The organism is Nocardioides pakistanensis (assembly GCF_054781215.1).
In genome coordinates this window covers 145,515-162,086 of sequence record NZ_BAAGUV010000060.1, presented here as the reverse complement: position 1 = coordinate 162,086, position 16,572 = coordinate 145,515, and the positions used below count along the sequence as shown (strand labels likewise).

14 protein-coding genes are annotated in these 16,572 nt (G+C 72.3%); 9 read left to right on the top strand and 5 right to left on the bottom strand.

Going from position 1 to position 16,572, the window contains the following annotated elements:
• The first annotated feature begins 5 nt into the window (after positions 1-5).
• Entirely contained in the window at positions 6-347 is a 342-nt protein-coding gene (locus ACYVIH_RS18740; RefSeq protein ID WP_460871045.1) for a hypothetical protein, read from the top strand.
• A 72-nt stretch (positions 348-419) separates the two neighbouring features.
• Entirely contained in the window at positions 420-2,846 is a 2,427-nt protein-coding gene (gene pcrA / locus ACYVIH_RS18735) for a DNA helicase PcrA (RefSeq protein ID WP_460871044.1), read from the top strand.
• Positions 2,847-2,865: 19 nt separating this feature from the next.
• Here pcrA and ACYVIH_RS18730 read toward each other — a convergent pair whose 3' ends face one another.
• Both ACYVIH_RS18730 and ACYVIH_RS18725 read right to left on the bottom strand, forming a co-directional pair.
• Positions 2,866-3,609 (bottom strand): M23 family metallopeptidase, encoded by a 744-nt coding sequence (locus ACYVIH_RS18730; protein WP_460871043.1) that lies wholly within the window; start codon positions 3,607-3,609, stop codon positions 2,866-2,868.
• An 81-nt stretch (positions 3,610-3,690) separates the two neighbouring features.
• Entirely contained in the window at positions 3,691-4,581 is an 891-nt protein-coding gene (locus ACYVIH_RS18725) for a M23 family metallopeptidase (protein ID WP_460871042.1), read from the bottom strand.
• Between the two features lie 358 nt (positions 4,582-4,939).
• Here ACYVIH_RS18725 and ACYVIH_RS18720 point away from each other — a divergent pair, with 358 nt between their 5' ends.
• Together ACYVIH_RS18720 and ACYVIH_RS18715 are read left to right on the top strand one after the other, a co-directional pair.
• On the top strand, positions 4,940-5,365 hold the full coding sequence (locus ACYVIH_RS18720; protein WP_460871041.1) for a cobalamin B12-binding domain-containing protein: 426 nt from the start codon (positions 4,940-4,942) through the stop codon (positions 5,363-5,365).
• A gap of 63 nt (positions 5,366-5,428) precedes the next feature.
• Positions 5,429-6,454 (top strand): NAD-dependent epimerase/dehydratase family protein, encoded by a 1,026-nt coding sequence (locus tag ACYVIH_RS18715; RefSeq protein ID WP_460871040.1) that lies wholly within the window; start codon positions 5,429-5,431, stop codon positions 6,452-6,454.
• Here ACYVIH_RS18715 and ACYVIH_RS18710 read toward each other — a convergent pair.
• Positions 6,445-7,323 (bottom strand): alpha/beta fold hydrolase, encoded by an 879-nt coding sequence (locus tag ACYVIH_RS18710; RefSeq protein WP_460871039.1) that lies wholly within the window; start codon positions 7,321-7,323, stop codon positions 6,445-6,447. The genes ACYVIH_RS18715 and ACYVIH_RS18710 overlap by 10 nt on opposite strands.
• 136 nt (positions 7,324-7,459) lie before the next feature.
• Between ACYVIH_RS18710 and sucC the strand changes: the two genes are divergently transcribed.
• On the top strand, positions 7,460-8,623 hold the full coding sequence (gene sucC, locus ACYVIH_RS18705; RefSeq protein WP_460871037.1) for an ADP-forming succinate--CoA ligase subunit beta: 1,164 nt from the start codon (positions 7,460-7,462) through the stop codon (positions 8,621-8,623).
• Positions 8,624-8,634: 11 nt separating this feature from the next.
• Complete coding sequence (sucD, locus tag ACYVIH_RS18700) at positions 8,635-9,519, top strand: succinate--CoA ligase subunit alpha (RefSeq protein WP_460871036.1); 885 nt, start codon at positions 8,635-8,637, stop codon at positions 9,517-9,519.
• A 194-nt stretch (positions 9,520-9,713) separates the two neighbouring features.
• Here sucD and kynU read toward each other — a convergent pair whose 3' ends face one another.
• Together kynU and ACYVIH_RS18690 are read right to left on the bottom strand one after the other, a co-directional pair.
• Positions 9,714-10,958 (bottom strand): kynureninase, encoded by a 1,245-nt coding sequence (gene kynU, locus ACYVIH_RS18695; RefSeq protein WP_460871035.1) that lies wholly within the window; start codon positions 10,956-10,958, stop codon positions 9,714-9,716.
• Between the two features lie 25 nt (positions 10,959-10,983).
• Positions 10,984-12,825, bottom strand: a complete 1,842-nt coding sequence (locus ACYVIH_RS18690; RefSeq protein WP_460871034.1) for a sigma-70 family RNA polymerase sigma factor — start codon at positions 12,823-12,825, stop codon at positions 10,984-10,986.
• 158 nt (positions 12,826-12,983) lie between these two features.
• On the opposite strand from ACYVIH_RS18690, the gene ACYVIH_RS18685 reads away from it, so the two are divergent.
• The 3 genes from ACYVIH_RS18685 to purH all read left to right on the top strand — a co-directional run bounded on the left by ACYVIH_RS18685 (position 12,984) and on the right by purH (position 16,501).
• Positions 12,984-14,222 carry a cell division protein PerM gene (locus ACYVIH_RS18685; RefSeq protein WP_460871033.1) on the top strand — a complete coding sequence of 413 codons (1,239 nt, stop codon included), beginning with the start codon at positions 12,984-12,986 and terminating at the stop codon, positions 14,220-14,222.
• 63 nt (positions 14,223-14,285) lie between these two features.
• A complete protein-coding gene (purN, locus tag ACYVIH_RS18680; protein WP_460871073.1) occupies positions 14,286-14,894 on the top strand; it encodes a phosphoribosylglycinamide formyltransferase in 609 nt (202 codons plus the stop codon).
• Positions 14,891-16,501 carry a bifunctional phosphoribosylaminoimidazolecarboxamide formyltransferase/IMP cyclohydrolase gene (gene purH / locus ACYVIH_RS18675; protein ID WP_460871032.1) on the top strand — a complete coding sequence of 537 codons (1,611 nt, stop codon included), beginning with the start codon at positions 14,891-14,893 and terminating at the stop codon, positions 16,499-16,501. Before purN ends, purH begins: the two co-directional genes overlap by 4 nt.
• Positions 16,502-16,572: the final 71 nt, after the last annotated feature.

Sequence of the window (16,572 nt, the reverse complement as noted above, 5' to 3'; positions counted from 1 at the left end):
GACGCATGGAGATCCTGCGTGACGTCCTCGTCTTCTTCCACTTCATCGGTCTGGCCGCCCTGTTCGGCGGTCTCTTCGTGCAGATCAAGGCCGACCCGCGGGTGATCAACAACGCGGTTATCCACGGCGCGCTCACCCAGGTCGTCACCGGGCTGCTGCTGGTGGGCGTGCTCGAGGCCGACGATGCCGAGGTCAACAACGCCAAGATCGGCGTCAAGCTCGCCGTGGCCCTCGTGATCACCGTGCTCGCCTTCGCGAACCGCAAGAAGTCCGCGATCCCCGGTGGCCTCTACTTCGGGCTGATGGGTCTCACCGCGCTCAACATCGCGGTCGCCGTCTTCTGGTGACCCGACTCCCACGCAAGGCCTGACCCGGCGGGGTCCGGGAGTGTCGGGGGTCGGACGTAGGCTTGGCAGGACATGAGCGCGCTGTTCCCGATCCCTCAGGCCCCCGCCCCCTCCGGCGTCCGCGACACGTCCCCTGACGGGCGGCGGACGGTCGACGACGCGACCGACGGTCACGGCGCCGGCACGGCACGACGAGGCCGTCGCCTCGACCCCGAGGAGCTGCTCGAGGGGCTCAACGAGCCGCAGCGCCAGGCCGTCGTGCACGCAGGCGCCCCGCTGCTGGTGGTGGCCGGTGCTGGGTCCGGCAAGACCCGGGTGCTGACCCGCCGGATCGCCTGGCTGATCGCCGAGCGCGACGCCCACCCCGGGTCGATCCTGGCGATCACCTTCACCAACAAGGCCGCGGCCGAGATGCGCGAGCGGGTCGAGGAGCTCGTCGGCCGACGGGCCCGGCTGATGTGGGTCTCCACCTTCCACTCCGCCTGCGTGCGCATCCTGCGCAAGGAGATCCAGCGGTTCGGCTACAAGTCGTCGTTCTCCATCTACGACGCCGCGGACTCCAAGCGGCTGATGACCCTGGTGCTGCGCGACCTGGACCTGGACCCGAAGCGCTACCAGCCGCGCGCGGTGCTCAACTGGGTCTCCAACGCCAAGAACGAGCTGCTCGACGAGGAGCAGGCGGCGAAGGATGCCAAGAACCACCTCGAGGAGACCTACGCCGAGGCCTACGCGATCTACCAGCGTCGGCTGCGCGAGGCCAACGCCTTGGACTTCGACGACCTGATCATGACCACGGTGCACCTGTTCCAGGCGTTCCCGGAGGTCCGCGAGACCTACCGCCGCCGGTTCCGGCACGTGCTCGTCGACGAGTACCAGGACACCAACCACGCGCAGTACGCCCTGATCCGCGAGCTGTGCGGGCCGGTGGAGGCCCCCGAGGGCAGCGCCGCGGTCGAGCCGTCGGAGCTGATGGTGGTGGGTGACGCCGACCAGTCGATCTACGCCTTCCGGGGCGCCAACATCCGCAACATCCTGGCCTTCGAGGAGGACTTCCCCGACGCCCGGACGATCCTGCTCGAGCAGAACTACCGGTCGACCCAGACCATCCTCACCGCGGCCAACTCCGTGATCAGCAAGAACGCCGGTCGGAAGCCGAAGAACCTCTGGTCCGACGCGGGCGAGGGTGAACCGATCGTCGGTTACGTCGCCGACGACGAGCACGACGAGGCCCGGTTCGTCGCCGAGGAGGTCGACCGCCTCACCGACTCCGGGGCGGCACGGCCAGGAGACGTCGCGGTGTTCTACCGCACCAACGCCCAGTCGCGTGTGTTCGAGGAGGTGTTCATCCGGGTCGGCCTTCCCTACAAGGTGGTCGGCGGGGTTCGCTTCTACGAGCGCAAGGAGGTCAAGGACGCCCTGGCCTACCTGCGGATGCTGGTCAACCCGGCCGACGAGATCTCGCTGCGCCGGATCCTGAACGTGCCCAAGCGCGGGATCGGGGACCGTGCCGAAGCGTGCGTCGAGGCGCTCGCGCAGCGTGACCGGATCGGCTTCTGGGAGGCGCTGCGCCGGGCTGAGGACGCGCCGGGGATCGCCAGCCGCTCCCTCAACGCGATCCGCGGCTTCGTCGCGATGGTCGAGGAGCTGCAGTCGATGGTCGACGCCGGAGAGCGCGCCGACGTGGTCCTCGAGCAGGTGCTGGCACGCAGCGGCTACCTCAAGGAGCTCGAGGACTCCGACGACCCCCAGGACGAGACCCGGGTGGAGAACCTCGCCGAGCTCGTCGCGGTCGCGCGCGAGTTCGCCGACGCGCCGGACACCGAGGAGGGCGCCGCGACGCTGGGCGACTTCCTCGAGCGCGTGGCGCTGGTCGCCGACTCCGACCAGATCCCCGACCAGCCGCGGGAGGACGACGGCGGCGTGGTGACGCTGATGACCCTGCACACCGCGAAGGGGCTGGAGTTCCCGGTGGTGTTCCTGACCGGGCTCGAGGACGGGGTGTTCCCGCACATGCGCTCCCTCGGCGACCAGACCGAGCTGGAGGAGGAGCGGCGCCTGGCCTACGTCGGGCTGACTCGCGCCCGCGAGCGGCTCTACGTCTCTCGGGCCGTCGTCCGCTCCGCGTGGGGCGCGCCCTCGCACAACCCGGCGTCCCGGTTCGTCGACGAGCTGCCGGTGGACCTCGTGGACTGGCGTCGCACCGAGGCGGCGCAGACCTCGTGGAACCGTCCGGCCGCGCCGTCGCTGTCACAGCGTGCTGCGGGCGCCGTACGCCGGTTCGGCACGGCGGCCATCCGAGCGGACTCCTCGGCCAAGGCCAAGACCAGCCGGGAGATCCCCTCGCTCGCACCGGGTGACCGGGTGGTGCACGACAGCTTCGGCATGGGCACCGTGGTCTCCCTGGAGGGGGCGGGTGAGAGCTCGGTCGCCTCGATCGACTTCGGGTCCGGCGGGGTCAAGCGGCTGCTGCTGCGCTACGCCCCCGTCGAGAAGCTCTGACGCCGGGTCGCTCCTGGGCCTACCCGCCGACGCGGGTGCCGCCGACGCCGGTGCCGTCGGGGACCGGCTCGACGACGGAGCCCTCGTCGGGAAGAGAGGCCTCACGCAGCCGTGGCCCCCGCGCGCCACGGGGCCACTCCCGGAAGCGGTGGAACACCATCGGCACGCCGTCCGCGCCATAGGCGTCGGGACGGTCCATGACCTGCAGGTGCACGTGTGGCTGGGTGGAGTTGCCGGAGTTGCCGCACTCCGCGACCGGCTGGCCGACCACGACCTGCTGGCCGGCGTCGACGCGCAGCGACCCCGCGCGCAGGTGGGCCAGGACCACGAAGCGGGTCTCCCCGGCTGTCGCGATCACGACGTGGTTGCCGGCCATGGCGCCCGCGCCGGCGCGGAACCGGGCGCGCTGCCCGAGTGCGTAGGGCACCAGCGCCGGCTGGGAGCGCCGGCCGGCGTGGTCGACCTCGCCGTCGTGAACGTGCACGACGGTGCCGGTGGCCGGGGCCAGCACGGGGCGGCCGAAGGCGACGAACCGCTCCACCGGCTCCGAGGCGACCAGTGTCCGCCAGTCCCGGACCGTGGCGGTTCGCCGGTGGTCGTCGACCCCGACGAAGTCGATCGCGTAGCGCGCACCGAGCAGGTCGGTGCCGTGGCTGGGGACCCGCCGCGCCGGGCTGTTCTGCACCAGCCACCGGCCCGCGAACGGCAGGTCGAGCAACAACGGGGAGGAGTCATCGCGGGGGAGGGGCTTGCGCGGGACCACGGCCCTGAGCCTATGACCCGGCAGCGGATGCCTGTCGCGGCCGGACGGTCCGCGCCGCGCCCGGAGCGCCGGGGCGGCGGGTCAGAGCGTGAGGCCGTGCGCCAGCAGCGCGGCGTAGGGGTCGACCGCGTCACCCGCGCCGGGCCGGACCTCGAGGTGCAGGTGCGGTCCGGTGGAGTTGCCGGTGGACCCGACGGTGCCGAGCTGCTCGCCGGGGTTCACGGTCTCGCCGGGGCTGACCGTGAACGAGGAGAGGTGGGCGTACCAGATCTCGGTGCCGTCCTCGAGCACGACGATCACGCGGTTGCCGTAGGACCCGGCGTACTCCGTGGAGCGGACGGTGCCCTTGGCCACCGACAGGACCGGGGTGCCGGAGGGGGCGGCGAAGTCGAGCCCGGTGTGGGTGTTGGCCCACAGGCTCGAGGAGTAGCCGAACCGGGCGCTCAGGCTGTAGCTGAGCACCGGCAGGTGCCAGGCGTTGGCGGCGATCTGGCCGGCGTAGCGCTCGGCGCTGGCCGCGAGCTGAGCCAGCGCGGCGTTGCGCTCCTCGGCCTGTGCCTCCACGGCCGCCTGGAGCTCCTCCTCGGAGGCGTCGTCGAGGGCGGCTCGTTCGGAGTCGCGGCTGACCGCCTGCGTCCGGCTGTCCAGCTCGAGGCTGGACGTGGCCTGGGAGGTGCCGGTGAGCGCGCTGGCCGGCACGAAGGGCTTGCTGCTCGCGGCTGCGAGCTCCTCGGACGAGCCGGTGAGGGTGACCGCGCCGGTCGCGGCGATCATGAGTGCCGCGGCGCCCACGGCGGTCGGCGCCGACGGAAGCAGCGGGAAGAGCGCCTTGCGGCTGCCGGTGTGACTATTGGTGGCAGCGGCCGAGACCGAGGGGGTTTGAACCGCGCGGCCCAGGGTACGGCCAGCCCGCGAGGGCTTCACGGCCTTGCGCTTGCCGCCCACCGAGGCGGGCGCAGCGGGGGAGCTCACGCGCTGGAGGGTGCCGTCGGTGGAGCCGGTGGCCGAGGCAGATCGCCTCGGTGCGCGGTGGTTTGCCACGAAACGGTGTCCTTACGTCGATTGAGCAGCGACGCACAACCATAACGGATGTATTACGGCTTTGCGCCGGCAGTCACCTTACTTGTGGACGAGGTCACGTCGGCTCAGGGGTGGCGGCGTGTCCCGTACTGGCTGGTCCAACGGGCCAAGCGTTCCCGGGGTCACGTCTCGTCAACCGCCTGTCTAGTCGGCCCGCGCCGAGCGTCGGATACTCTGCGGCCAACAGGTTTCTCCCGACTTCCCAGAGTCCGGGGGCCGGCCCTTCGGTCCCCCCGGCACGTCCAAGGTGGTGGCAGTTCTGATGGTGGCTCCGATCCGGATCGTGGTGGCCAAGCCCGGGCTCGACGGGCACGACCGCGGCGCGAAGGTGGTCGCGCGGGCACTGCGGGACGCCGGCTACGAGGTGATCTACACCGGCCTGCACCAGACCCCGGAGCAGATCGTGGAGACCGCGATCCAGGAGGACGCCGACGTGATCGGCCTCTCGGTCCTCTCCGGCGCCCACATGACGCTGTTCCAGAAGGTCATCGAGCTGCTCGACGCGCGCGACGCCCGCGACATCGTCGTCTTCGGCGGCGGGATCATCCCCGAGGCCGACATCCCGCTGCTCGAGGAGGCCGGGGTGGCGAAGGTGTTCACGCCCGGCGCGACCACCACCGAGATCGTCGGCTGGGTCCGCGACAACGTCACCGACGCCACCGCAGTCGACGCCTGAGCTGCTGGTCGCACACCCCCGAGGGGTGGTCGAGGCGCTCCCGGGCGCGGTAGAAACGCCGCCATGAGAGTTCTGGTCACCGGTGGCACCGGGTACGTCGGCGCGCGGATCGTCGCCGACCTCGTCGCGGCCGGGCACGCCTTGCGGCTGCTCGTCCGCCGGCCCGAGCAGGTCCCCGTCTCGCTGGCACCCTACGAGGTGGAGCCGGACGAGGTGGTGGTCGGCGACGTGACCGACGAAGCCGCCGTCGCTGCCGCGGTGGACGGCTGCGACGCCGTCGTGCATGCCGCCGCGGTCTTCGCCCTCGACATCTCCCGTGCTGCGGAGATGGAGCGCACCAACGCCCGGGCGGCCGAGCTCGTCCTCGGTCATGCCGTGCGAGCAGGGCTGGACCCGGTCGTGCACATCTCCAGCACGGTGGCGCTGACCCGCGCCGGTGAGTGCGGTCCCGATCTGCCGCTCGGCGACGTGTCCTCGCCGTACAGCCGCTCCAAGATCGCCTCGGAGGTCGTCGCCCGACGGCTGCAGGCCGAGGGTGCGCCGGTGGTGACGGTCTACCCCGGTGGCGTCTACGGGCCGCACGACCCGTACCGCGGGGTGAACAGCGAGCTGCTCCGCTGGATCCTGCTCGGGCTGTTCCCGATGTTCCCCGCGGGCTCGACGCACGCGGTCGACGTACGCACGGTCTCCGAGACCGTGCTGGCTGTGCTCGAGCCCGGCGCCGGACCACGGCGCTTCGTGGTGCCGGGGGTGCGGCTCGACGCGGAGCTGATGTTCTCGACCGTGCGCGCCGTCACCGGCCGCCGGTTGCCGCACGTGGTGGTCCCCAGGTCGCTCGCGGTGCCGCTGGCCCGGGTCACCGCAGCCGTGCAACGTCCGCTGCCGTCGCGGTGGCACTACCCGGCCGACGTCGAGGGCGCCGAGCTCGCCATCCGCGACACCCGGTTCGACGACAGCCCGGCGCGCGTCGAGCTCGGGGTGGTGCCGGTGCCGTTCGAACAGAGCATCCGGGACACCACCCGTTGGCTCGTCGAGTCAGGCCGGCTGCCGCGCCGGTTCGCCGGAAGGGCGCTCGAACCTCAGCGGTGAGCCTCGACGTGCTCGCGGACCAGGTCGGCCATCAGGTCGGGGTGGCTGCGCGGTAGCCAGTGCCCGGTGTCGGGCCGCACCACGGTCACGTCCGAGCACAGGTGGTCGAGGTCCTCGACCGTGACCGAGCGCAGGTAGGGGTCGTGCCTGGGCGCCACCACCAGCACCGGTACGGCGGTGTGCCGCTCGCGGGGCCTCCGCATCCGCCCGATGTTCGCGCGGTAGAGGTTCACGCCGTTGGTGGCGTCACGGGCGACCTCGGGGCCCCAGTGGCTGTGCTCGAGCCCGGGCTCCATGCGTGCGGCGAGGGCCCCGATCGGCCGGTGCGCGGCGCGCCACACCAGCTCGGGCAGGAACGGCAGCTGGAAGAAGTAGACGTACCACGAGCTCCCGGCCTGCTGGAGCAGCCGGAGCCGCCGACCGTGGGTGTGCCGGGCGAGGTAGGCCATGTGATCCAGGGCGGGCCCGCTCGCCGAGACGAAGGACGCGATCCGGCCTCGCAGCCGCGGGTCGTCGGCCGCCGACAGCACCGCCTCCCACAGCTGGACCGAGCCCCAGTCGTGCCCCACCAGGTGCACCGGGTCGCCCTCCGGCACGGTGGCGTCGACGACGGCGACGAGGTCGTCGACGAGCCGGTCGGTGCGGTACCCCGACACGTCCGGCGGAGCGTCGGAGGCGCCGGCGCCTCGGACGTCATAGGTGATCACGTGCATGCCGGCGCCGCGGAGCCGCTCGGCGACCGGTTCCCACATCCGTTGGTTGTCCGGGAAGCCGTGCACCAGCACGACGTGCGGCGCCCCGGGCCGACCGCCCGGGACGTCGTACTCACGGACCGCGAGGCTCAGATCCCCGGAGGCGACGTAGTCCATGTGACGCACCCTACGTGGTGGTGACCTGGCTAACAGGTCTACCCTCGGGCCCTGGACAATCCACCCCTGCGCCCTCCGGCGGGCCGGTCGTGCCGCGGGGGAGACCGTGGTAACCGAACAGGACGGGCCTATAACCGTGGACTTGATGGAGTACCAAGCGAAGGAGCTCTTCGCGAAGCATGACGTGCCGGTGACCCTCGGCAGCGTCGTGGAGAAGGCCGAGGACGCAGCTGCGGCGGCGGAGAAGCTCGGCGGCCGGGTCGTCGTCAAGGCGCAGGTGAAGACCGGCGGCCGCGGCAAGGCCGGCGGCGTGAAGCTGGCGGAGAACCCCGACGAGGCGGTCGCCCGCGCGCGCGACATCCTCGGCATGGACATCAAGGGCCACACGGTCCACCGGGTGCTCGTCGCACCGACCGCCGACATCGCGGAGGAGTACTACTTCTCCTTCCTCGTCGACCGCGCGAACCGCGACTACCTGTGCATCGCGAGCATCGAGGGTGGTGTCGAGATCGAGGAGGTCGCGCGCACCAACCCCGACGCCGTGGCGAAGATCTCGATCGACCCGGGCACCGGTGTCGACGACGCGAAGGCGGCCGAGATCGTGGCCGCGACCCGGTTCCCGGCCGAGGTCGCCGACCAGGCCAAGGACGTCATCAAGAAGCTGTGGGACGTCTTCATCAAGGAGGACGCGACGCTGGTCGAGGTGAACCCGCTGGTCCGTCTCGGCGACGGCAACCTCGAGGCGCTCGACGGCAAGGTCACGCTCGACGAGAACGCCGACTTCCGCCACGAGGACCACGCGCAGTTCGAGGACAAGGCCTCGGCCGACCCGCTCGAGGCGGAGGCCAAGGAGAAGGGCCTGAACTACGTCAAGCTCGACGGCGAGGTCGGGATCATCGGCAACGGTGCCGGCCTGGTCATGTCGACCCTCGACGTGGTCGCCTACGCCGGTGAGAAGCACAAGGGCGTCAAGCCCGCGAACTTCCTCGACATCGGTGGCGGTGCGTCCGCGCAGGTGATGGCCAACGGCCTGCACATCATCCTGGGCGACCCGCAGGTCAAGAGCGTCTTCGTCAACGTCTTCGGCGGCATCACGGCCTGTGACGCGGTCGCCGACGGCATCGTGCACGCGCTGGAGATGCTCGGCGACGAGGCCAACAAGCCGCTCGTCGTCCGGCTCGACGGCAACAACGTCGAGGAGGGCCGGCGGATCCTCAACGAGGCGAACCACCCGCTGGTGACCATGGTCGACACGATGGACGGAGCGGCCGACCGCGCCGCCGAGCTGGCTTCGAAGTAAGGGCTGAGGACATGGCTATTTTTCTGAACGAGAACAGCAAGGTCGTCGTCCAGGGCATGACCGGCTCGGAGGGCCAGAAGCACACCCGCCGGATGATCGCCTCGGGCACCACGATCGTCGGCGGCGTGAACCCCCGCAAGGCAGGGGAGAGCGTCGACTTCGACGGCACCTCGGTCCCGGTGTTCGGCAGCGTCAAGGAGTCCATGGACGCCACCGGCGCCGATGTCTCGGTGGTCTTCGTGCCGCCGGCGTTCACCAAGGCCGCGGTCATCGAGGCCGTCGACGCGGGCATGCCGCTGGTGGTCGTGATCACCGAGGGCGTGCCCGTGCACGACACTGCGGAGTTCTTCGCCTACGCCCAGGCCAAGGGCACCACCCGGATCATCGGCCCCAACTGCCCCGGACTGATCAGCCCCGGCAAGTCCAACGCCGGCATCATCCCCGCCGACATCTCCAAGGGCGGCCGCGTGGGCCTCGTGTCGAAGTCCGGCACGCTGACCTACCAGATGATGTACGAGCTGCGGGACTTCGGCTTCTCCTCCGCGGTCGGCATCGGCGGTGACCCGATCATCGGTACGACGCACATCGACTGTCTCAAGGCCTTCCAGGAGGACCCGGAGACCGACGCGATCGTGATGATCGGCGAGATCGGCGGCGACGCCGAGGAGCGTGCGGCGGCCTACATCAAGGACCACGTGACCAAGCCGGTCGTCGGCTACGTCGCCGGGTTCACTGCGCCCGAGGGCAAGACGATGGGCCACGCCGGCGCGATCGTCTCCGGCTCGTCGGGCACTGCGCAGGCCAAGAAGGAGGCCCTCGAGGCGGTCGGCGTCAAGGTCGGCAAGACCCCGTCGGAGACCGCGCAGCTGATGCGCGAGGTCCTCGAGAAGCTCTGACCACCCCGCTTCACAGCGACGAGGCCGCCGTACCCCTTCGGGTGCGGCGGCCTCCGTCTGTCCGGCAGCGGCGCCCGGCGCAACAAGCGGTCATCTGAACGGTTCTGACGGCAGAAGCCGGGGAGGCGCTGTCACAACCGTTCAGATGAACGACTTGGGCAGCGGCACGGGTGTCCCGCGTGCCGGAGGAGCGCTCAGGTGACCGCGTGTCGCACGGCGTACTCGGGACGCTCGAACTCGCTCTCCGCCATCACCGCGACGAGCTGCTCGACGGCGTCGTACACGTCGGTGTGGGTGACGTGCAGCGGCGCGAAGCCGAACCTGGCCACGTCGGGGGTGCGGAAGTCGCCGACCACCCCGCGCGCGATCAGCGCCTGCACGATGCCGTAGGCGGAGGGGTGCCGGAGCGAGACCTGGCTGCCGCGGCGGTCGTGGTCGCGCGGGGTGAGCAGCTCGAACACCCCGGGCAGGCGTACGTCGACCAGCTCGATGAACCAGTCGGTCAAGGACAGCGACGTGGCGCGCAGGTCGGCAGGATCCACGCCGTCGAACACGTCCAGCGCCGCATCGAGGGCCGACAGCGCGATCACCGGCGGGGTGCCGGACGCCATCGAGGCCACCCCCGGCGCGGGCTCGTAGCCGGGCTCCATCGCGAACGGCCGGGCGTGGCCCATCCAGCCGGTCAGCGGCTGGTCGACCGAGTCCAGGTGCCGCGGCGCGACGTAGGTGAACGCGGGCGCTCCGGGGCCGGCGTTGAGGTACTTGTAGCTGCAGCCGACCGCGAAGTCGGCGTCCGCGGCGACCAGGTCGACCGGCACCGCTCCGGCGGTGTGGCACAGGTCCCAGAGCATCAGCGCGCCGGCGTCGTGCGCGGCCGCGGTGACCGTGGCGGCGTCGAACATCTCGCCGGTGCGGAAGTCGACGTGGGTCAACGCGACCACGGCGACGTCCTCGTCGAACGAGGCGGTAACGGTCGCGGAGTCGGCCCACCGCAGCTCGAGGCCGAGCATCCGGGCGACGCTGGCGGCGATGTAGCCGTCGGTGGGGAAGGTGCCCCTCTCGACCACCAGCACGCGGCGGTCGGGCCGCAGCCGGCAGGCCGCCACCAGGGTCTTGAACAGGCTCACGCTCGTGCTGTCGCCGACCATCACCGTGCCCGCGGGCAGGCCGAGCAGCGCCGCGATCCGGTCACCGACGCGACGCGGGAGGTCGATCCAGCCGGCGGTGTTCCACGAGGCGATCAGGTCCTGTCCCCACTCCTGGCGCACCACGCTCGCGACCCGCTCGGGGACCGTCCTCGGCAGCGCCCCCAGCGAGTTGCCGTCGAGGTAGACGACGCCGTCGGGCAGCGCGAACAGCGAACGTCGGTCGCGCAGCGGGCCGGCCTCGTCACGGGCGAGCGCAGCGGCACGGGAGAGCCGCTCGGGCACGGAGGTCATGGCAGCAGACGATAGTCCGCCGGGCTCACTCGACCTCGCGGAGCCGCTCCCCGGCTCGGATCACCAGGGCGCGGAAGTCGCCTGGCCGCAGGTCGGCCCGCCCGGCCGGCACGAACAGCAGCTGGGCGACGTGCCTGCCGCGGCGGACGAAGCCGACGTCGAAGACCACGTCGCGGTTCTCGGAGACCTCGGTGCGCAGCCGCCACGTCGACCCGTCCAGCAGGCCCTCCCGCAGCGAACGCGGGGCCTCGACCTCGGTGGCCAGGTCGCGCTCCTCGCAGGACGCCATCCGCTCGCGCACGGCGCGCAGGAACGCCTTGGCCGCCTTGGGGTCACGGAACTCACCGGTGGTCTCGGTCAGCCCGAACTGGTCGGGCAGCCGTGCCTCAGGCGGGGCGAAGAACGTGCGGGTCCGGCTGCGGACCGCCCCGGCCCGCCGGAACGCCGCCTTGTCGCAGCGGGTCGCGGCCGGGTTGGTCCGCGTGGACTCGGTCTGCGTGGCGACCCAGGGCAGGCTCACGCCGGCCATCGGTGGCATGTCGAGGGTGGCGAGGATGCCGGGCGCCTGGCCCGACGGGTCCGGAGGCACCGGCCGGACCTCGGGCCTGCCGCCGCAGTCGCTCCGGCCGGCTCGCTCGCAGATCATCCGGCTCGAGGCCGCCAGGGTGCGTGCGGCGAGATGTCGCTTGGGCGGCCGACCGTTGACCGTGTCGACGACGGTGGTGGTGACCACCTGGCCGACCTCGGCCACGCCGACGGTGTACGACGAGCGGGGGGTGTCCCACGACTCGAGCTCGAACAGCATCGCCCGCTCGGCGATCCCGTCCACGGCGTAGGCCTGCTTCAGCTGGAGCTCACCGTCCTCGCACCCGGCGAACCAGGACGCGATGGTGTCGTAGGTGGCCGACGCAGCCGCGGCGGACTCGGAGATCTCCACGACCTGGACCACCGACCGCGTGGCCCCGCGGGAGCTCTCCAGGGTGCGGACCAGGGTGGCGAGCCCTTCGGGGTCGGCGAACCGCTGTTGCTGGCACACGTAGTTGATGCCCTCGCCCGAGGTGTTGTCGTGGGTGGCGGTGACCGACCACTTGCCCTTCGGGGTCAGCCGCTTCGCGTCGTCGACGTCGAGCAGGTCGTCGGCCGACGGGAGGGTGGACTCGGGCGTGGGGGAGGTGGAGGGCCGGTCCGCCGGGCTCCCGTCCGGGGCGGTCGGCGTGATCGCCAGGGTGCCCGCATCCTGGTCGGCCACGGGCTGGTGGGCGAAGGCACCCGAGCCGACGGCCAGGAAGGTCGCCGCCGCCGCGCCGACGAGCGCGTGCGTGCGGCGCCGGCGGCGACCCTCACGGCGCACCGCCGCGGGGCGGGGGAGGACGGCCCGCGAGGCCGCCTCGCCCAGCGCGAGCAGGGGTGCCCGCACCGTGGAGGAGTCCTGGTCGAGCTGGACGGCCATCCCGGCGGTCGCGGACTGCAGTTGCTGCTCGAGAGCGGCCTGGGTGACGTTCAGCTCACGCGCCGCCACGTCGAGCGGCACGCCGGCGAGCTGCACCAGCAGCAGGGCCCGGCGCTCCGCGGACGGGAGCTTGTGCAGGGCGTCGAGGACCGCCCTGTCCTCGGGCGACAGGTCCCGGGTGCGCTGCCACAGGCGGGCGGTGTGGCGGCGCTGCGCCAACGCCCAGGCCCGGGGCCGGACCCAGTCGCGAGGGTCCTCGACGGCCTGAACCTTGCGCCAGTGGTGCCAGGCCAGCACGTAGGCGTCCCGGACCGCTCGCTGGGCAGCCGCGAGGTCCCCGGTCAGCGCGAACGTCTGGTGCACGAGGGCGCGCCGGGTCTTGAGGTAGAAGGAGTCGAACTGCTCCTCCGCGCGCATGTGCTGCACCCCTCCTCGCTGGCCGGCCGGCTTTGAACGGTACCGGGCGGCGTGTCGCGCCGCGAACCAGCGGGGTGTGACGTGTGCTGCGGCGCCGGAGCACCGGCCCGCGGCGTGGGAGCGTGATCCTCCTCGGGCAGTCGAGGAAGATCGACCTGATGTCCGATCTGCAGACCCGCCCCGCCCGTCGTACCTCCGCGACGGCCGAGGCGCGCTCCGCGTCCCGCCCGCTGCTCCCGAGCGCGTTCCTGGCCGGGCTCGTGGCGGCGTCGACGACGCTGGCGCTCAGCGCCGCGGTGGCGCTCGCCGGCTGGTTCGCCGCCGACGCCGGCAGGTGGGGCGACACCCGCGACGCGGTGCGGGTCGGTGCCGACGCGTGGCTGCTCGCGCACGGTGCCGGCCTCCAGCTCGAAGGGGCGACGGTCACCGTCGTCCCGCTGGCGCTGACGTTCTTGTGCGGCTACGTGACGTACCGGGTCGGCCGTCGCGTCGTGCTCGCCACGCGGCTGGCCGGCTCCGTCGCGGACCTGCGTGCCCTGACGACGGCGATCGTCGTCCAGGCGGCCGGCTACGCGGTCACCGCGCTGGTGGTCGCCGTGCTCGCCGGCGGGCCCGCGGCGGAGTCCGACCTGGGTCGGGCGTTGCTCGGCGGCTTCGCCCTCGCGATCGTGGCCGGCGGGGCCGGGTTCGCGGTCGGGTCCGGGCACGGTCCGGAGCTGATGATGCTGCTGCCGGCCGGGGTGCGGTCGGTGCTGCTCGGGGCCACCGCGGTCGTGCTCCTGATGTTCGGGACCGGGAGCATCCTGGTCGGTGCCGCGCTGGCCGCCGACTTCGGTACGGCGGCCACGATGCTGTCCCGGCTCGACGTCGACGCCGCCGGCGGCCTGATGTTCACGCTGGTCAACGTCGCGTTCGCGCCGAACGCCGCCCTGCTCGCAGGGAGCTACCTGCTCGGGCCGGGGTTCGCCGTGGGGGCCGGGACGGTCGTGTCCCCGGCGACGGTGGTGCTCGGGCCACTTCCTGCCTTCCCGTTGCTGGCCGCGCTCCCCGGTGACGGCGCGACCCCGGCGTGGGCACCGTGGCTGGTCGCCGTGCCGGTGCTGGCCGCTGCGGTCGCCGCGGCGCTGACCGCCCGCGTGGTGCCGGCCGAGCGGCTGGACCTGGCCGGTCTGCGTGGGCTCGGCGCCGGCCTCCTCGGTGCGGTCGTCCTGGCTGTGCTCCTGGCCGTTGCCGGAGGCTCGGCCGGTCCCGGCCGGATGGCTGACGTGGGCGCGCCGTTCATGGACACGCTGCAGGCGGCCGCGGTCGCCTGCGGCGGCGGTGGGCTGCTCGGCGGGCTGGTCGGCGGCTGGTGGTCCCGCCGCCGGGTGTCCGGGGCCGGGACCGCGGACGGCTGAGCCCGTCGGGATCGGTAGCCTGATCCCGTGCCCCCCACCTCTGCATCGCACCGACCTGCGCGCCTGCCCGCCCGGGTCGTCGTGTTCGTGTCGGGTGCCGGGACGAACCTGCAGGCGCTGCTCGACGCCAGCGGCGACCCGGCGTACGGCGTCGCGGTGGTCGCGGTGGGCGCGGACCGCGACGGCATCGAAGGGCTCGCCCGCGCCGAGCGTGCCGGGATCCCCACGTTCGTGCGGCGGGTCAAGGACTACGAGACCCGTGCGGACTGGGACCGCGCCCTGACCGAGGCGTGCCGGGAGCACGATCCCGACCTGGTGGTGCTCGCCGGGTTCATGAAGCTGACCGGGCCGGCGTTCCTCGAGGCCTTCGGCGGCAGGTGCGTGAACACCCACCCGGCGCTCTCCCCGTCGTTCCCCGGGATGCACGGTCCGGCCGACGCGCTGGCCTACGGGGTCAAGGTCACCGGGGCCACGTTGTTCGTCGTCGACGCGGGTGTCGACACCGGGCCGATCGTGGACCAGACCGTGGTCCGGGTCCAGGACGACGACGACGTCGAGTCGCTCCACGAGCGCATCAAGGTCGCCGAGCGGGAGATGCTCGTGACCTGCGTGGGCCGGATGGCCCGAGAAGGTTTCACCATCACCGACAGGAAGGTCCGGTTCGGCCAGTGACGACCCAGGGGACTCAGACCACCCAGCAGGCCGGCGACGGCCGGCGGCAGATCAGGCGCGCGCTCGTGTCGGTCTACGACAAGAGCGGGCTGGAGGAGCTCGTGACCGGGCTGCACCGGGCCGGCGTCGCGATCGTCTCCACCGGCTCCACGGCCGCCCGGATCGCCGAGGCCGGGGTCCCGGTCACCAAGGTCGAGGAGCTCACCGGCTTCCCCGAGTGCCTCGACGGCCGGGTCAAGACGTTGCACCCGAAGGTGCACGCGGGGATCCTGGCCGACCTCCGGCTCGAGTCGCACCGGGCCCAGCTCGAGGAGCTCGGCGTGGAGCCCTTCGACCTGGTCGTGTGCAACCTCTACCCGTTCACCCAGACGGTCGCCTCGGGTGCCGCTCCCGACGAGTGCGTCGAGCAGATCGACATCGGCGGGCCGTCGATGGTGCGGGCCGCGGCGAAGAACCACCCGAGCGTCGCGATCGTCACCTCACCGGAGCGGTACGCCGACGTGGTGGGCGCGGTGGAGCGGGGCGGCTTCACGCTGGCCGAACGGCAGTCGCTGGCCGCCGAGGCGTTCGTGCACACGGCGACGTACGACGTCGCGGTCGCCTCGTGGATGGGCAACGTGCTGACCGACACCTCCGACGGCACCGGCTTCCCGGCGTGGATGGGTGCCACCTGGGACAAGAGCGCCGTGCTGCGCTACGGCGAGAACCCGCACCAGCGGGCCGCGCTGTACACCAACGGCTACACCCCCGAGCCGGGGCTGGCCCAGGCCACGCAGCTGCACGGCAAGGAGATGTCCTACAACAACTACGTCGACGCCGACGCGGCCCGCCGCGCCGCCTACGACTTCGACGAGCCGGCGGTGGCGATCATCAAGCACGCCAACCCGTGCGGCATCGCGGTCGGCGGAGACGTCGCCGAAGCCCACCGCAAGGCGCACGCCTGCGACCCGCTCTCGGCGTTCGGCGGCGTGATCGCCACCAACGTGCCGGTGAGCCGGGAGATGGCCGAGCAGGTTGCCGAGATCTTCACCGAGGTCGTCGTCGCGCCCGGCTACGAGGACGGCGCGGTCGAGGTGCTCAGCGCCAAGAAGAACATCCGGCTGCTGGAGTGCGCACCGCTGAGCCGCGGCGGCGTCGAGATGCGGCCGATCTCCGGCGGTCTGCTGCTGCAGGCCCGGGACAACGTCGACGCCTCCGTCGAGGGCGGGGGAGACGACCCGTCGCAGTGGACGCTGGCCGCCGGCGAGCCCGCCACCGAGGCCGACCTCGCCGACCTCGCCTTCGCGTGGAAGGCGTGCCGGGCGGTGAAGTCCAACGCGATCCTGCTCGCCTCGGGCGGCGCCTCGGTCGGCGTCGGCATGGGCCAGGTCAACCGGGTCGACTCGGCGCGGCTGGCGGTCTCGCGGGCGGGCGACCGGGCCGCCGGCTCGGTGGCCGCCTCGGACGCCTTCTTCCCCTTCCCCGACGGGCTGCAGATCCTCATCGACGGTGGCGTGAAGGCCGTCGTCCAGCCCGGCGGCTCGGTGCGGGACGAGGAGGTCATCGAGGCTGCGCGCGCGGCCGGCATCACGATGTACCTCACCGGCACCCGGCACTTCTTCCACTGACCAGCCGGCTGCCGGACGCCCCGGCGGCCAGTGGTCCGGACAGGTGGCAGCGAAAAGCCAGTGACAGGATG